The 17,508-nt window shown below is 36.2% G+C and carries 10 protein-coding genes; all 10 read left to right on the forward strand.

Annotated elements, in window-relative coordinates; translation table 11 throughout:
* Positions 1–5: 5 nt before the first annotated feature.
* The 10 genes from DG046_RS03775 (at position 6) to DG046_RS03820 (ending at position 17,315) form a co-directional block, all read left to right on the forward strand.
* Complete coding sequence (locus DG046_RS03775; protein ID WP_108831244.1) at positions 6–254, forward strand: hypothetical protein; 249 nt, start codon at positions 6–8, stop codon at positions 252–254.
* Positions 238–1,143, forward strand: a complete 906-nt coding sequence (locus tag DG046_RS09620) for a hypothetical protein (protein ID WP_159082044.1) — start codon at positions 238–240, stop codon at positions 1,141–1,143. Before DG046_RS03775 ends, DG046_RS09620 begins: the two co-directional genes overlap by 17 nt.
* Complete coding sequence (locus tag DG046_RS03780) at positions 1,133–1,864, forward strand: DUF4366 domain-containing protein (RefSeq protein WP_159082045.1); 732 nt, start codon at positions 1,133–1,135, stop codon at positions 1,862–1,864. The genes DG046_RS09620 and DG046_RS03780 overlap by 11 nt, the downstream gene beginning before the upstream one ends.
* Positions 1,865–1,875: 11 nt before the next feature.
* A complete protein-coding gene (locus DG046_RS03785) occupies positions 1,876–3,894 on the forward strand; it encodes a type IA DNA topoisomerase (protein WP_159082046.1) in 2,019 nt (672 codons plus the stop codon).
* 16 nt (positions 3,895–3,910) lie between these two features.
* On the forward strand, positions 3,911–4,597 hold the full coding sequence (locus DG046_RS03790; protein WP_068455170.1) for a single-stranded DNA-binding protein: 687 nt from the start codon (positions 3,911–3,913) through the stop codon (positions 4,595–4,597).
* Between the two features lie 9 nt (positions 4,598–4,606).
* Complete coding sequence (locus DG046_RS03795; protein ID WP_108831247.1) at positions 4,607–4,987, forward strand: hypothetical protein; 381 nt, start codon at positions 4,607–4,609, stop codon at positions 4,985–4,987.
* 112 nt (positions 4,988–5,099) lie between these two features.
* Entirely contained in the window at positions 5,100–13,652 is an 8,553-nt protein-coding gene (locus DG046_RS10065; RefSeq protein WP_234411452.1) for an SNF2-related protein, read from the forward strand.
* On the forward strand, positions 13,621–14,586 hold the full coding sequence (locus tag DG046_RS03810; protein ID WP_108831249.1) for a hypothetical protein: 966 nt from the start codon (positions 13,621–13,623) through the stop codon (positions 14,584–14,586). Before DG046_RS10065 ends, DG046_RS03810 begins: the two co-directional genes overlap by 32 nt.
* Positions 14,587–14,861: 275 nt before the next feature.
* Positions 14,862–16,460: an NHL repeat-containing protein gene (locus DG046_RS03815; protein WP_108831250.1), complete on the forward strand. Its 1,599-nt coding sequence runs from the start codon at positions 14,862–14,864 to the stop codon at positions 16,458–16,460.
* A gap of 63 nt (positions 16,461–16,523) precedes the next feature.
* Positions 16,524–17,315 carry a copper amine oxidase N-terminal domain-containing protein gene (locus DG046_RS03820; RefSeq protein WP_068367206.1) on the forward strand — a complete coding sequence of 264 codons (792 nt, stop codon included), beginning with the start codon at positions 16,524–16,526 and terminating at the stop codon, positions 17,313–17,315.
* Positions 17,316–17,508 lie beyond the last annotated feature (193 nt).

Consider the following 17,508-nt stretch of genomic DNA (forward strand, 5'->3'; position numbering starts at 1 on the left):
AAAAAATGACGATAGAAAAAGTTATAAAAAAGAAAACAAAGATTCAAAAACTCGAATCGAAAATCGCAGATATGCAGAAAGAGTTAGATGTTCTAAACGAAGATTACTATGCTGATCTTGGTAAAGAAGTAGAAGAAATATTTGTTGAAAAGGAACTAGATCTTAAAGATTTAGTTCCTTTATTAAATATGATGGAATCTTCCGAGGAAGTTCCTGACAAAGAAGAAGGAGGAGAAGATGAAATCGCACATTAAAAAAGGGCTTATCCTTTGTTTAGGTATGTTACTAATTGCACAGCCTATTTATGCGAGCAATCAGGAGATAGCCAACAAATTAAAGTTATACAACAATCCGTCACAGAATCGATATATAGAAAGTAAGTTAAAGCCGGAGTCTAAAAAACAGCCGTCTCAGCCGAAAAAAACACAGGCAGCAAAACCGGCAGCAAGACGAAATCCAATTCCTAAAAAAGCAGTTACACCAACGTCACCGGCACAAAAGTCAACGGTACAAACTGCTCCGTCTGCTCCAAAAGCTGTAGTTGAGCCTAAACAAAAAACGGAATCGGAAACAGTGCCTGAAAAAGCTACTACGCCGACAATGGCAAAGCCGGAAGAAAAGAAGCCTGATGTACAGCAATTTATAAAATTCCGAGCTGAAAATGGGAAGCTATACTATCTCGTGACAACTAGAAATCCTGACACAGGAGAGATTATTGACTCGGAACTATTCAGTGAACTTTCCGAAGACCGCTTGAAGGTAATGAGTGGTGAAGATTTAGATCAACAGGAAAAAGAACGTGAAGAAGAAGAAAAACGTCGGCAAGAAGAACTTGAACGACAACGTCTTGAAGATCAAAAACAAAACAAAGAAGAAGTACCTGAGAAAAAAGGAAATGGTGGAACAATCTTCTTGATGATTTTAGTCGTTGTCGGTGTTATCGTCGCAAAACGATTTAAAGATCAAAAGAAAACACATGAAGAGTTTGACGACGATGAACTTGACGATGATGATGACGATGAATTTTACGAGGACTACGAGGCAGATTATGACGAAAATGATGATACAGAGTTATATGAAATCGATCAGAGCCTCTTTGATGAAGATGATGAAGACGAAAGAGAGGATCAAGATGAAGAATAAGCTAAAAATAGTGGCAATGGCTTTGTGTTTTTTAAGCATTTCTTCACAAGCCTTTGCTACAGGAAAATCAAATATAAATGAATATGGGACTGACGTAAAAGAAGAAACAATCGTTAGCTCAGATACGCCTCAGTATCAAGATAGTCAGGAACAGAATAAAAAGATTGTACCTTTTGATCCTTCGAAGAAAAATGATATTCATGAGTCGAGAGGTCGAATCATCATGAATGTCGATCAGAAAGGGAACGACTTTAACTCCAGAGGTAATAAGTTTGATTTAATTCCCTTTACGACGGCGAATGGTACGACTTTAAAGCTATTAGTAAATTACGACGAATACAGTGAAGATGTAGTATTACTGGGTACGACAGACGAACAAGAACTCGCAAGTATGACCAAGAACTTGACGGAAGAAACTCGTGAGAGAGAAAAAGAAAGAGAAGAGTTCCAGCAAGTAAGTAGGAAGCTTCGAGAAGAAAATAGAGAAAAGCTCCAGGAAGAAAAGAGGCTTGAAAAAGAGAAGAAAAAACAAATTCAGCGAATGCTAATGTTACCCATTATTCTAGGCGGAGTTGCAGTAGCTTTAGTCTTAAAGTATTTAAAGAAAAAGAAAGAAGCAAATGAAGAAGGCTTAGAAGATGAAGGCGATATACTTGCGGAGGACATGGAAGACGAGTTTATAGAAGCAGAAGACGAATTTGACGATGACGACGAAGAATAAGGAGGGAGCTTGTGAAATTAATTGTTGCAGAAAAACCCTCTGTCGCAAAAACAATTGCAAAAGTGATTGGCAATAGTCATAGCCGTAATGGCTATTTTGAGTGTGGAAACTATATTGTTACTTGGTGTGTCGGGCATTTAGTGTCATTGGCAGTACCGGAAGATTATACCGATTCATGGGCAAACTGGGATTTGAAAGTTTTGCCCATGATCCCGGTTCAATGGAAATTCAATGTAGTGCAATCTACACAGAATCAGTTTAAAGTAGTAAAAGCACTCATGAATCAAAAAGAAGTAAGTGAAATCATCTGTGCAGCAGATGCCGGTCGAGAAGGCGAGCTTATTTTCAGACTTGTTTATGCTAAGACAAACTGCTCTAAGCCCATAAAAAGGCTATGGGTATCTTCACTTGAAGATAAAGCCATAAGAGAGGGTTTAGATAAGTTAAGAGATGGAAGTGAGTTCGACTCGCTTTATCAATCGGCACTGGCAAGAGCAAAAGCCGATTGGTTGGTAGGAATGAATTATACACGCCTATACACTGTAGGTTATTCTGAAAAACTAACAATTGGTAGAGTACAAACACCTACGGTCGCCATGGTAGTTGAACGAGATAATGCTATTAAAAACTTTGTGAAATCCAAATACTATGAACTAGAAGTACAGGCGATCAAGGACAATCAAAAGATCCTCTTTAGATCTATTAATCAATGGGAAAAGAAAGAAGATGTTCCCGGTGATCTGGGAAGACATATTATAATTACTAGCTATGTTGAAGATCAAAAGAAAACTTCCGCTCCTCGTCTTTACGATTTAACGAGTTTACAAAAAACAGCCAATCAAGTGTATGGTTTCACAGCCCAGCAGACTTTAGATTATGCACAGAGTCTATACGAAAAGAAGCTTATAACCTATCCAAGAACGGATTCACGTTATCTCACTGAAGGTATGAAAAGTACAACGGAAGAACTAATTCATCATTGTCCGTTATACGAAATGAACGACAAAAAGAGCAATCACGATCGATTGTTTGATGATAGTAAAGTTTCTGATCACCATGCACTGTTGCCGACACTAGAATCTTTAGATGAAGATCTTCATAATGTGCCAAGTTCAGAAATTAAAATTTATGAACTCATTTACTATAGGCTATTAGAATCGGTTTCGGGAGATCACATCATCAGGCAACAAAAAGCAGAGGCTATCTTTAAAGAGCGTCCTGAAGTTAAACTTCAAGCAGTTGGCAAAATTATTGAAGAAGAAGGCTTTAAGTCGGTCGAGAAGTTATACAGAGAAATCAGCCTTGAGAACAGTCCAATTTTCAGAATTGAAGAAAATGAGCTTCTGTCAATTGAAAATATCTCTATCGTTGAAAAAACGAAAAGTCCGCCAAAACCCTATAATGAGTCAACACTTTTAGGAGCTATGGAAACGGCGGGAACTGAAGATCTAGATACGAGTTTAGAGATAGAGCGAAAAGGCTTAGGTACTGCTGCTACAAGGGCTTCTATTATTGAAAAGTTGATCCAGTCCGAATATCTAGTGAGAGATAAAAAGAATCTCAGGTCTACAGAGAAGGCACAAAGACTCATCACCGTAGTTGATAGTCGAATTAAAGATCCTAAGACAACAGCTCAGTGGGAAAATTTACTATCTTTAATTTCCACCGGCGACTATCAAGCTGAGAATTTTTTAAAGAAGATTATTAAGGAAATTACAGACCATTGTTCAGATTTTGAACCTGATTCAAGTTTAATTCGCAGCAATCAAATTGGATCTTGTCCTATTTGTGGTAATGCAATAATTAAGACGAAGAAGGTTTATTTTTGTACGAATAAGGAATGTAATTTTCATATTTTCACGGAAATGTGTAGAAAATCCATTAATGAATCAGAAGTTGCAGAACTTCTGGAAAATGGAGAGACAAAACTTATAAAAGGCTTTGTTTCCAAGAAAGGCAATAAGTTTAATGCAAAATTAAAATTGAATTCAGATCATGAAGTGATTTTTGATTTTGAAAACAAGAAATAGTTTAGGAGAGAGAACAATGACTCAAAATAAAGACAAAAAAAGAATTGTACAAGAAGGATATATTGCAGAAGATATCAAGATTGAAGCTGCAATATCTAAAGAAGGTAAGCCCTTTTCCGTTGCCAATTTTTCAATCGTATTTGAAAATGAGGGTGGAGAAAGAGAATACCGCCCTGTAAGTGCCTATAAACATAATATAGATAAAGTCATGGATCTCAAAAAAGGAGATCTAATACGAGTGTATGGAACAGAGCAAGAATACTCTAAAAAGTCCGGAGAGAAGGCTGTCTCAATCAATTTAAATGATTGTGATCTTCTTGAAGGTGTAAAGAGGCAAGACATTGTTTCTTTAAGAGGTAATCTGACACAAGATGTAAGCCTTACCGATATAACGACTCGTGAAGGTGAAAAAATTCAAGTAGCTAACTTCTTTATTGTTTATAAAGATGAAAATGGAGAAAAAGCCTCTCGATCGATCAGTGCTTATGGAAAGAATGCGTTAAAGGTCGCCGACTTGAAACAAGGAGATTTTGTCCATGTTCAAGGTGCGGAAAAGCACTATAAAAATAAAGAAGGAAAAGATCGGACGTCCGTTCATCTTTATAGTTTTAAGATGCTAAAAGCTAAAGAAGATAGACAAAAAAATAAGGAAGTCGATCGGGAAGATAAGAAAATGAAAAATCAAGATGAAAGAGAAATCTAGGAGGATATTATGAATCATTGCATGTTTTCAGGAAAAGTAGTTTCAAAGGAAGCTGTTGAACAATTTACGGGCAAAGATGGCAGAACCTTTGATTCGATGAATTTTCAATTAGAAGTAGAAAATCAGAAAGAAAAAATGTTAGTACCCTGTCGCTATATTTCGTCTGCTGATACAGACAATAATTTAATGACGACGCTAGGAAATCTCGAAGACGGTCAAGACGTTATTCTCATGGGCAAGCTCAATATTCGTTCTATTAATTTTGGATTGACCACTATAACTGAGCCGTCTATTTATGTTCGCTCGATCGAAATTTTAAAAAGTAAATACAACATTGTAGATGAAGATGACAATTATATGATTATAGATAAAATGGAAACACCGTTTTAAGCTCTAGATCTATAAAAGATTAAGAAAGAAAGGGGTAGCAAAATTTTTTGTTACCTCTTTTTTTATTTAGTATTGACATATATTCCATGGAATAGTAATGTGGAGGTAGAAGATGAACGCTAATAAACATGATGAAATTTACGATAATATTTATAATACGATTGGGGGGTTGCTTGAAGCTGAACAATGGAAAGGGTTTATGCAATCTGCTGCCTATAACTATAAATATGATTTTATGAGACAGGTTGCTATATACAGCCAAAGACCTGATGCAAAAGCTTGCGCTCCGTATGACTTTTGGACACGAGTAGGACGATATGTTAAACGTGGGAGTGCCGGGATAGCAGTACCAGACGAAACCACGCAAAAAATGAATTATCTTTTCGACATTTCTGATACAGGAACTAAAGTAAACTACAATGACCAGGTTTTTGTATGGCAAATAAACAGAGAGGCGTTTAATGAAAAATATGGTACCAATTGGTATCAGGCTCTTAGCGATGAAATAAAAGAATCCATAACATCACGAAATATAATTGATGAATTGTCAGATAACCAAAAAGACGTATTATTTCATACTGTTCTGTATCAAACACTCTATCGTATAGGTGTACCTCAAGAACAGTTAAGAGAAATAGATTTTACTAATTTAAAAAACTTGTCATTTAGTGAGTTTTTAGTCGTTGGTAGACTTGCAAATGAACAAACAAAAGAAAGTATTAATCAACTACGCTACGAATTTAAGGATTATATAGAAAGAGAGGCTCAAAATGACAGTCAAAGTTATGAACAACAAACAGTATCAAAAGATCAACGGATATTGGATTCCGGAGACAAAAATCAAGAGCGAACAAAGACCGATCAGGAAATACGGACACATGAGGTGGAAGTATCTCAGAGAGAGCGAGAAGCTTTCGGATATGGAACTGTTGAGCGAACTCGAAGTAACCGGACAACTGATGAACTATCTGGCGAATATAGAGGAGGAAGCGGAGAAAATCAAGGAATCCCGCTCGAAGATGATGGAGGAACGGAAAATCGATTCCAATCTTCAGAAGAGCGACTATCAAGCCTATCTACAAGGGGTTCTACAAATCGAGACGGAATTAGAAGAAATAATTCTGCACACTCTAATTTACGCATAGAAGATATAACACAAGAAATATCCAATAGATTCGTCATGTTTCCACCTGAGGAAGCAACACAAAAAGAAGTCATTCAGCAAGATATGGCTTCTTTTTTAAATGAGCAAAACAATAAAACTGCCTTGGATATGGATATGGATAACGACGGTGTTATTGATCGATATGATGCCGATTATCGAGATTCCACAGTACAGAGTATTGGGCAACTCGATGAAAGAGAAGAGGAACGAAACAGGGAAGATGAAAACGAAGACTATGAACTAGGCTATTTCAGTCTGGGGAATGGATATGTAGTTTCAGATCAAAATATAAACGATAGAGAAACAAATGATTTTTTGTACCTAGCTCATATAAACGCTGATCGAACGATCGATTTTTATAATGCGACATTAAGCAGCCATTATTCTCCAGGAATAGTGGATAAGATTATAGGCGAGGTTTGCTTGCAAGCGATGATCTTAGATGGGAATATCTCTTTTACTCAAAATCTAAAAGTTTTAAACGAGCTGTCTCCATTACTTAAAATAGAAGAGTTATCTAATGGAGAGATAGAAAACTTAAAGACTCTACTCACAAAAATAGATTTTAACAGTTACATCGAAGCGGAAAAACTTAATCCTCAAGTTTTATCAACTGAGGAAAGAGTTAGAGAGATTAGTCAATTAGCACTCGATGTAAACAAAAATAAGGCAAAAGATCAAGTAGAACAGTCATTACCCGAATCCAATGCTTTAAGTCAACAATTGAAATTTAACTTTCCTCCCACACCTATCACTCAGGAAGTTATAGATACTATATTAGTTCATGGTGGGAATGTTGATGGAGGAAGACTTGCTATTGTTGCAGAGTTTTCAAAAGACAAAAGCATAGAAGAATTAGGCGATTTTTTAAAGCAGTCATTTAAAGGTGGCAACGGTTTTTATATCGATGACAATCAAATCGCAGCATATTATACAGACGAAGGTCTTCAAATAGCACATGGTACATCTGCTAAGGAAAGCTATACAACGATTTCGTGGGAAGAAGTAGCGAAAAGAACTGACGAACTCCTCCAAACCGGCGATTTCGCTACGAAGGAAGAATTAGAAAATGCACTCACTTTCGAGAGGGAGAAAATTGCAGAATCGCTATGGTATTTAATACACGATCTAAATGCGGAAAGCACAGGAAGCTATTTCAAAACACTAAAGAACGAACGAAGAGGCTTCTCAGAAGATACCAAGGATATTGCGGCATTGCTATCAAATCCCGTTTCTCTCCAAGGCATCAAAGAGGAATATAGCGACTTCTTAGAAGCATATAAAGATGACAAAGATCTTCTGCGATTTAACTTTCATAAGGTAGATGATCTTTATCAAAAATTAAGTGAACTCGAATTAAAACGTCGTGCATACAAGACAAACCTAACAGAAAACAAAGGAGTGAAGTCATTTATTACAGAAGATGAAATATATGACTTCTTTCATAGCGGAAGTGGAATGTCAGGAGGAAAAGAACGAATTTATCGTTTTTTCACGGAAGATCACGGTTTAACGGAAAAGGCAGAATTTTTAAGAGATGAGTACGGCACGGGTGGTCGTATGCCGGTCTTTCCGGGTTCCAGTAGCAGTCAAGAAGAACATGATTCAAGAGGAGTTAAATTAGAAAAGGAAAACTGTTCTGAAGTTTTTCTTACCTGGTCAAATGCGGCTAAGTATGTTGATGACTTAATTCTTCAAGGTCTATACCTCGATAAGCAAGAAACGAACCTAGAAAAAGACTCAGAAGACAAGAGCAATAACTATTGGATTGTTGAATTTAATGAAAATGATCCTCTAATTCCTGATTATTCGGGCCAATTAGTAACACAGGAACTAATCAACGATATCAAAGAAAAAGATCAGTTGGTATTCAATCACAACAGAAACGTTGGAATCGACGCAAATAATGAAATGACAGACGATTATATGGGCTATTTCAAGTTTTATTTTGACCATTATGTCGATGGCGAAAGAATCGAGCATCGTCGAATTGATATTGGAGATGGAGAAGAAGCTAATGCACAAGAGTTTGCATATCTCGAAGATCAATTACTCAGAATTAAAGAAGAGCCGATTAAGCAGCAAGTCGTTTCCACGCTAGAGAAAGAGAATTTTGAAAAAATTGAGGGAATTGAAGGGAACTTCTATTTACTCAATCGAAAACAAATACCGAAAGGTGTATTGAAAGAGCCGAGCCTTATTAAAGATAGTGTAAATGGTCGTTTGGGATATGAGGCAGATCTTCTCCTAGACTTAAATGAACAAAAACTAAAATCGGTTTTTTTGTATAATGGTTATTGGATTAATAATAACGATTTTGATTATGAAAGTTATGCTGATATTGAAGCTGCCCTCGTAGATTTAACCGATCGAAGCTATACAGGAAATATCCTAGATGAGTTTACTGAAGCCAGTGCTGAAAAATATGAACTCAATGTACGTGAAGTACAAAATGTTTCTGTAAAAGATGAGAAACAAAGCTTCGATTTAGTTAAGGATTTTGATCCGCCTTCTGTCCGACTGGAAAATAATATTAAAGCGTTAGAAGTCCTCAAACGTTGTGAGAACGAAAGTCGATATGCTACAAGTGACGAGCGAAAAATTTTAGGAAACTATGTCGGTTGGGGCGGTCTTGCAGACGTTTTTAATGAAACAAAAGGTGGACAATGGGAGCGTTCAAGAGAAATAATTAAACAATATTTATCGGAAGAGGAATATGAATCCGCTAAAGAGTCCACGTTAACATCGTTTTATACGTCGAATGGGATTATCGATGGAATCTACAGTGCTTTAGAGAACATGGGATTTAAAGGCGGAAATGTTTTAGAACCGAGTGCCGGAATAGGAAACTTTATAGGCAATTTACCAAAGAGTTTGGAGCCGTCATCGTTTCATGCAGTAGAGCAAGATACGCTAAGCGGTCGCATAGCAAAACAGCTTTATCCGGAAGCTACTATTGAAGTTTCGGGATTTGAAGATGTGAAACTACAAGATGACTACTATGATATAGCAATAGGTAATGTTCCCTTCGGAAATTACAAGCTATATGATGAAGCTTATAGTAAGCAGAATTTTTTAATTCATGATTACTTTTTTGCGAAGTCTCTGGATAAAGTTCACGATGGTGGCATTGTTGCTTTTATAACATCAAAAGGAACAATGGATAAGACAAATAGTGAGTTCTTAAACTACATGGCAGATCGAGCAAAACTGGTAGGGGCTATAAGATTACCAGAAGAAGCTTTTAAGCAGACAGGAACGTCTGTCACTTCCGATATTTTATTTTTCCAAAAGGGAGAAAACAGTGATCGCACCTGGAATGAGCTGGGGAGAGATGAAAACGGAATATCCCTGAATCAGTATTTTATAGAACACCCTGAAATGATCATTGGAACTATGGTAGAGCGAACTGGTCCTTTCGGGAAGGTTGCTGCTTGTCAGCTGGGCGATAAAGATTTTTCAGTACTCTTTGAAGAAGCCATTAAAAATCTACCTAAAGGTATATACAAAGAGCCGAATGAACGGTCGATCGAACCTAAAAAAGAAGAAAATCAAATTACAGCGGAACTGCCTGATTTGTCTGATGTAGAGGATTACACCTACTGTAAAGTAGGAGATAAAATATACTACAAGAATGAAAACGTCGTCGAAGAGATCTCACAAGATGTCGAGCTGCTTAGCGGTATGATCGAGCTACGTGATACAGTTAAAGAACTTTATTACCTGGAATATAATAATTTCGATAGTAAAGCGATCGATGAGGAAATGGAAAAGCTCAATAGTGTATATGATGAATTTGTCGAAAAGCACGGTCGCATTAATGAACCTTCGAAGATTAAAGCTTTCAGAGGAGACGACTCCATTGCCATTCTTCTAGCATTAGAAGAATTAGATAATGACGGTAAGTTTGAACAGAAGGCTGATGTCTTCAGAGAACGTGTTATTAAGGGAGTAGAAGTTCCTGAGCATACAGAAGATCTGGTAGATGCTGTCATTCTTTCTCTCAATCACAAAGGTAGAATTGATCTGAATTTTATGTCTGAAATTATGGGAAGAGATTCCGCAGAAATTAAAAACGATCTTTTAGAGAAAAAGCTGGCTTTTAAAAGCGAGAGAGGTACAGGAGAATTAGTATATCGTGAAGATTTTTTATCCGGTGATATTCGCAAAAAAATAGAAACGTTCCAAGCAAATATCGACTCTTTTACAGTAGAGGAAAGAAAATCGATGATAGAAGCCCTCGAATCAGCAATACCTGAAGCAATTAAAGCGAAAGATATAAGCTTTAGGCTAGGCTCTACATGGATTCCTGAGAGGTATATTTCTGATTTCTGTAGAGAAGTGTTAGGTGGAAGTAAGCGGATTGAATTTTCGGAAGCCACGTCGAAGTGGTATGTACCTGATAAAGGGAATGACTGGAGCGTTTATAGTACGACTAAATTTGGCACCCGTCGTATGAACTCGTGGCATATTTTGGAGAAAACACTTAATCAGAATGAACGATTAAAAATTGAAGATACAATTTATGTCGATGGCAAGGAACAAAAAGTACTAAACAAAAAAGAAACGATTTTGGTACAACAAAAGCAAGAATACATGAAGCAAGAATTTGCGAATTGGCTTTTCAGTGATCCTCAAAGGACAAGTGAATTAGAAAAGATCTATAATGAGCGATTTAACAATATAGTTATTCGAAAGTATACAGGAGAAAATCTTCCGTTTAGCGGCATGAATCCGCTTATTAGCTTGCGTCCACATCAAAAAGACGTAGTAGCCAAATCAATATTCCACGGAAATACGTTGGCAGCTCATACAGTTGGAGCAGGTAAGACTTTTTCTGCAATTGCAGCCATAATGGAATCGAAACGCTTAGGTCTATCATCTAAGGCTATGATCGCCGTACCCAATCACTTAACGGAGCAGTGGGGTAGAGACTTCTTAAAATTATATCCAGACGCAAAGGTCCTTGTGGCGACAAAAAAGGATTTTGAAAAAAAGAATAGGCATAAATTAATGGCGAAAATCGCCAGTGGAAATTATGATGCCGTTATTGTAGGACACAGTCAGTTCGGTATGATTCCCGTGTCGCAAGAATATGAAAAAAGATTCCTACAAGAACAATTGAAAGAACTCGATCTAAAACTAAATTCTTGCAATAAATACACACAAGGGTTTTCCGTCAAGCAATTACAGCAAAAGAAGAAAAAACTAGAGTCGAAAATAAAGGCGTTAATGAAAGAAAAACGCCGTGATGATATTGTCAACTTTGAGGAAATGGGAATTGACAAGCTAGTTGTGGACGAAGCTCACGAATTCAAGAATTTACAAATTCCCACGAGTTTAACAGGAGTAAGTGGAATTAGCAATAGTGCGTCTCAAAAGGCATATGACCTCTATATGAAAACTAAATATTTAGATGAGAAGACCGGTCGTAAAGGTCTTCTTTTTTTAACCGGGACACCTGTTTCAAATTCTATGTGCGAACTTTTTGTTATGCAAAAGTATTTGAACAATGAAGATCTTGTCCGAACCGGATTATTGGATTTTGACGCTTGGGCTTCCACCTTTGGAGAGATTAAAAATGTGCTTGAACTATCGGTCGATGGTACAAGCTATAAGATGAAAACAAAATTTAATCGATTCAATAATATGCCAGAACTAAAAAAACAATTTTTAAATTTTGCAGATATAAAGATGCCTGAAAGCTTAGATTTGCCGGTTCCTGATCTAAAGTCTGAAGTAGTAAAGGTAAAGCCTAGCGAATTACAAAAAGAGATTATCGAAGATCTCTCTTCCAGAGCTGACAAGGTAAAATCCGGGATTGATCCTAGAATTGACAATATGCTAAAGATCACGAACGACGGGCGTAAACTGGCACTTGATCAAAGGGTATTTGACCCGATGCTGCCAGATGAAGACAACAGTAAAGTGAATGCTTGCGTCGATAAGATTGTAGAAATCTATAATCAAACTATGGATAGTAAATCCACACAAATTGTATTTTCTGATTTATCTGTTCCGAATAAAGATGAATTTAATGTTCATCATGATCTTAAGGAAAAACTCATTAAAAAAGGTCTCAAAAGCCAAGAAATTGCCTTTATACATGATGCCAATACTCCTGCAGAAAAAGAAAAGCTATTTGCGAAGGTTCGTTCAGGCGATGTTAGAGTCATCATCGGTACTACTCAAAAAATGGGAACCGGTACGAATATGCAAGACAGGGCTATCGCCTTACACCATTTAGATTGCCCGTGGAGACCGGCAGATAGAGAACAACGGCTTGGTCGCATGGTAAGACAAGGAAATGAAAATAAGGAAGTATTCGAATACACTTATATTACCGAAGGAACATTCGATGCCTATATGTATCAAATTCTAGAGAACAAGCAACGATTTATCAGTCAATTAATGACAGAAGAATCGGCTCTTCGATCCATTGAAGACGTAGATGAAATCACCTTAAACTATGCGGAGATAAAAGCTTTATGTGCTAACAATCCTTTGATTAAAGAAAAGATGGAACTAGAAAATGATGTTAATCGATTGAGCATTGAAAAAGCTGGTTATTTGCAGAATATAAATCAACTTAAAAATCAAATAGCAAATGTATATCCTGAAACCATGAAAAAACTTGAAAATAACATGAATGTTATAAATAAGGATTTAGAAAGAGCTCGTAGAAGCGAGAATAAGCCTTTTGAAATTAAAATTAATGGAAATGTATATAAAGATGAAAAAGAGGCTGCAAAAGCCTTTATAGAGTCTTATCAGGGAAGTATTAAGAAAACAACACCATTTGCAGAGTATGAAGGATTTAAAATCTTCATAGATTACAGTTCTATCGACAAGCAATATATTTTAAATATCGCAGGAGAGGAACGTAACTATAAAGAACTCGCTTCGAAGGCGGGGCACTGGAATATCACAAGAATAAAAAACATGACATCTCCGGAATATTTTAAGGAACTAATAAATAGTACGGAAGAGCGACTAAAAGAACAACAAAGAAACTTAGAAACTGCCAAAGAAGAAGTGTTAAAACCATTTATAAATGAGGAGGAATATGTAGAGAAAATGAATAGGCTTACGGAAATTAATCTGAAATTCAATGATGGAGATATTTCATTCGATCAGTCTCTGGAAGAAGCTAAAGAGAAATTATCAGATTTTTGTATTGCCTCTCAGGGTTATTCAGATATTGATTTTACCGACCTAGGAGATGTACATCTCATGACCAAAAAGATTGATGGTCAACGGAAAATAGATATATCTTGTAATTTACTCGATCAACCCGAGCTAATTACAAAGTTAAATGGTGAGATCATAGATATAAGAAGAGAACAGTCATTAGAAGACTTTATAAAACTTAATATCACTTCACTAGATCTTTCTCAACACATCCACAAACTTAAAGAAACAGGGAAGCTTGAACTTTCTGAGAAAACAAATAAAGAGGTGACCAAGCATGACAGATTCGAAGATAGAGATGATCGCTAGAGAGATAGGTGAAGATACCGAGTCCTATTTAAAGGCTTTTTTTCAATATTTTCTATTTATAGAAGATGAAACGATTTTAAACGATCTATATTCAGCCTTCATGGAGTCAAGCTATTCACTTTTTAGCGATGAGATTGTCAATTTTGAAGAAGAAATTAATGCCATAAGATATGAAGCAATAAATGACTTTATTTCTAGGGTGAATGATGTAATAGGTCAAAAGATAGATCTAAAAGCTTTTGAGACAGAATTAGAACAAAAAGATATCATCGATGCCTATGAAATAAATCTCATGGGGAAACTAACGAGAATTATAATAGTCTTTAAAAATGAAGAAGGAATAGTTCTAGGTATAAGCGAAAAAATGATATTAGAGCTAGTAACGCCCCTAGAGTTGGTCTATGAAACAAAGATTCAGCAATTACTTGGAGAAACTGAAAGTAGATCTAATATAATTCAAATTTATTTTCAAGCTCAAAAGATAGGCACATTATATTGGGATAGGTCAATAAACTTGAAAATTAAATATGGTCTTCTTTCAGATTATCTTGACGGAGAGTTCTATACTCTGAAAGAAGAAAAAGAAAAGATGGAGAAAGAGTTTAGAGACTTTTATCTAGATACGATTAATAGTTTGACGTACTTTAAAATTCCTAAATCAATTAATTTAGAAGAAATTTTCCATTTTGAAAATATCGATAGAGACTATAAAGTTATTCTCTATATGAAGAAGCTATATAAGGAGATCCTACAAGGAAAAAAGTCTAGAATGCCTGATTTTAAAAATATTATTGAGATGGAAAGCTTCATTGGGCAAGCTAACGTTTATCAGCCTTTGTTTTTGGAAAAGCTAAGTAAAGTAGACAAGACAAAACTTAGCTATGAGCAGGCAAAGAAAATAGCATTAAAGAAAATTGAAAATCAAAAGATATAAAAAGAGCTGTCTAGATAAAGAACGATTTGTGAATTGGTAAGTCATTAATATGACAGAAAGTAGATGAAAGGGTCTATTTCTAGAGATTTCCTATAGCATTGGCAGGAAAAAGACATTGCGGGGCATGGTAAAAGGTTGTATAATTAAACAAGAGGAAAACCTTTTAGTACTTTAGCACTAGGAATTTTAATAGGGGGTGATTTTTAATCTGTATTGTTGGAGTAGTGTGTAATTCTGTTGTTTTGTAAAATTTTTCTATTAGAAAGGTGGTCAGGATGACTTTTAAAAATAATATTAGGTTTGCGATTGTTGCTTTATGTTTAGTAGCGTCTAGCATCCCTGTACATGCACAAGAAGAAGTTGTTTTGGAAGAACCAATAGAGTCGATCCATCAGCAAATCCCTGTATTACACATGAACCATGCAATATCTATATTGAATAAGAACAATGCCCAAAATAATAGACAAGATTCCTCTTTTGGTATTTACTATGACCAAGAAGGTAATCAATATGGTCCAACGGATTTTGATGTGGAACAAGAAAATATATTTATCTTGGATAATGCGAAAAATAAAGTAAGTAAAGTATCCTCTACAGAAGGAAGAATGGATGCATCAGTCCGCTTAGAGTCTCCATCGATGATATGCGAAGATAAAGGCAATATCTATATTTTAGATATAGCAAATGGACAGATTGAGATAATTGGAGTAAACGGTAGTTCCAAAATCAAGGACATTGATCTAGGGAAAAATGAGGCTATCTCCGAATTTGAAGTTGTGAATGGTTGTATCTATATTACGCTTTTTGATGATACAGAGCACACAATTCAATATATGGATCAAGGTAAAAGGTTTGTAGCTGTGAATAATTTTATTGGTCGAATTTCCAATGAATATATTTATACTTTTGCTTTAGAAAAGAATAGCGAAAATGCGTACAACGGAACTATGACAGTTTCGAACTTAAATAATGAGCTATTAGCTAATCTAAAGATTATCTCTAACTATCCCCTATATGGAGCCAAATTACTTGGTGTAAATGAAAAGGGAAATTTTTTGGTTAGTAAAACCGTAAATATAAATGGGAAAAGCACGAGTATTTTGGATGAAATAGATCCAAATAGTAATATTATCAATGAAGAAGAAGCAATAACACACGCAGATATGCTAGAGCCCTTTATTTTTGATAATGGAAAAATTTATAATGCAAAAGAAAATCAAGAAGTTTTGAAGATAGTAGCAACTACTGTAGAAGGCCAACCAGAAACTATTGATAAGAAGAGTGGAATTGAGATTTCCCCTGAAGTAGTGCCTTCTCCGGTGCAGGCCTCAATTTCGAGGAGTCAAATTATGAATATTGCTCGTTCATACCATACATCTTTCTCGTGGAAATGTACCAGTAGAAACATCAGTGCAATGAGAGGTTACTCTAAACCTAGTTATATTAATGGCGCTGGAACATATACTTGTATGCCATACTGTTGGGGTGGCTTTGACACTAAGGAATCGTTTATTCGAGGGTTAAAGAATGGTGGCAGAGCAGGAAATATTAATACAAGGTCTGGCAAAGTTGGAAATACCTTTGGTTTAGATTGCTCAGGATATGTAAGTAGATGTTGGGGCCTAACATCCAAAAGAGGCACAACTACAATTGAAAATGTGGCAAGACGGATTTCGTATAGCAGTCTGCAACCAGGAGATGCCCTGAATTATCCGGAAGAACACGTTATGTTATTTGAAAAGCGTGACAGCAACGGGGACTATGTATTGTATGAAGCAACGAAATTAAATGGATATGATCGAGTATCTCATACAATACGTTCAAAATCGAAAGTAGAGAGTCAGTATAAAGCTATTCGGTATAATGGCATATGATCCATAGATAGCTTAACGTATAGATAGATGAATGCATAGATGAATGAGTGTAGGAGGCCTTTAATGAAAAAGATGGCAGTATTGTTATCATGTTTATTGCTTCTCCCTTCAGTAGCCTTGGCGAAGGGACCTTCTCCTGTTGGACGTTACGTTGGAGTTTACGTTAATGGGCGGGAACCCTTAGAAGAAGATGTGATGCCCGTTATCCGTCACAATCGAACGTTTCTTCCTTTGCGTGCGGTCACTGAAGAATTAGGCTATGTCGTGTCGTGGAATCAAGATAAAAAGGAAGCAACTTTAACGAAAGGTAAAGAAAAAGTCGTGATGACGATCGGAATAAAATCTTATCGTCAAAACGGAAAAGATGTGGCGATGGATGTCGCGCCATATCTAGAAAAAAATCGCACATTTATTCCGGCGCGTTACTTAGGGGAGGCGACGGGGCTTTCAGTCCAATGGATGCCAAACGAGCGCATCGTCACCGTCGGAAGCTATCCTCAAAAGGATATTCCTGGAGCGAAACGGATCTACATCAAGGAAATAGATATGTCCTTTATTTTACCGAAAGATGCAAATATTGATTACAAGCTCGAAAACGACGAGCTTTGTTTCTATGAAAAGTCGAATGAACAAATAGGTGGCGATGGTTTTCTCTTTCGCCTTTCAAAAGTCAAAAATCCGAGGACTGATTGGTGTAATGGTCCTGTGATCCTTGCTCATAAAGATGGCATCTACTACGGTGCAGATTTCCGAGGAGATCCAGCGGAAATTCAAGATAAGGCACTAAGGGAAAACTTCGAAAAAGCTTACGACTATATTGATGATATTCTGATGACAGTTCGAGTAGGAAAGTAAGAGGAAATTCTATATTAAATAGTGTTAATAGTGTTGGTGGAAACACCGGCACTATTTTTTTATTATAATTCTGGTCAGACTCAATTTAAAATAAACTTCGAAAAGTTTATCAAACCATAAGTAACGGATATCAAAGAATTGTTTGATTTTAATTTATAGACCAATTCATGTAGGTTCAAGATAGAACCTAAAT

Source organism: Aedoeadaptatus coli (genome assembly GCF_900343085.1).
GTDB lineage: Bacteria > Bacillota > Clostridia > Tissierellales > Peptoniphilaceae > Aedoeadaptatus > Aedoeadaptatus coli.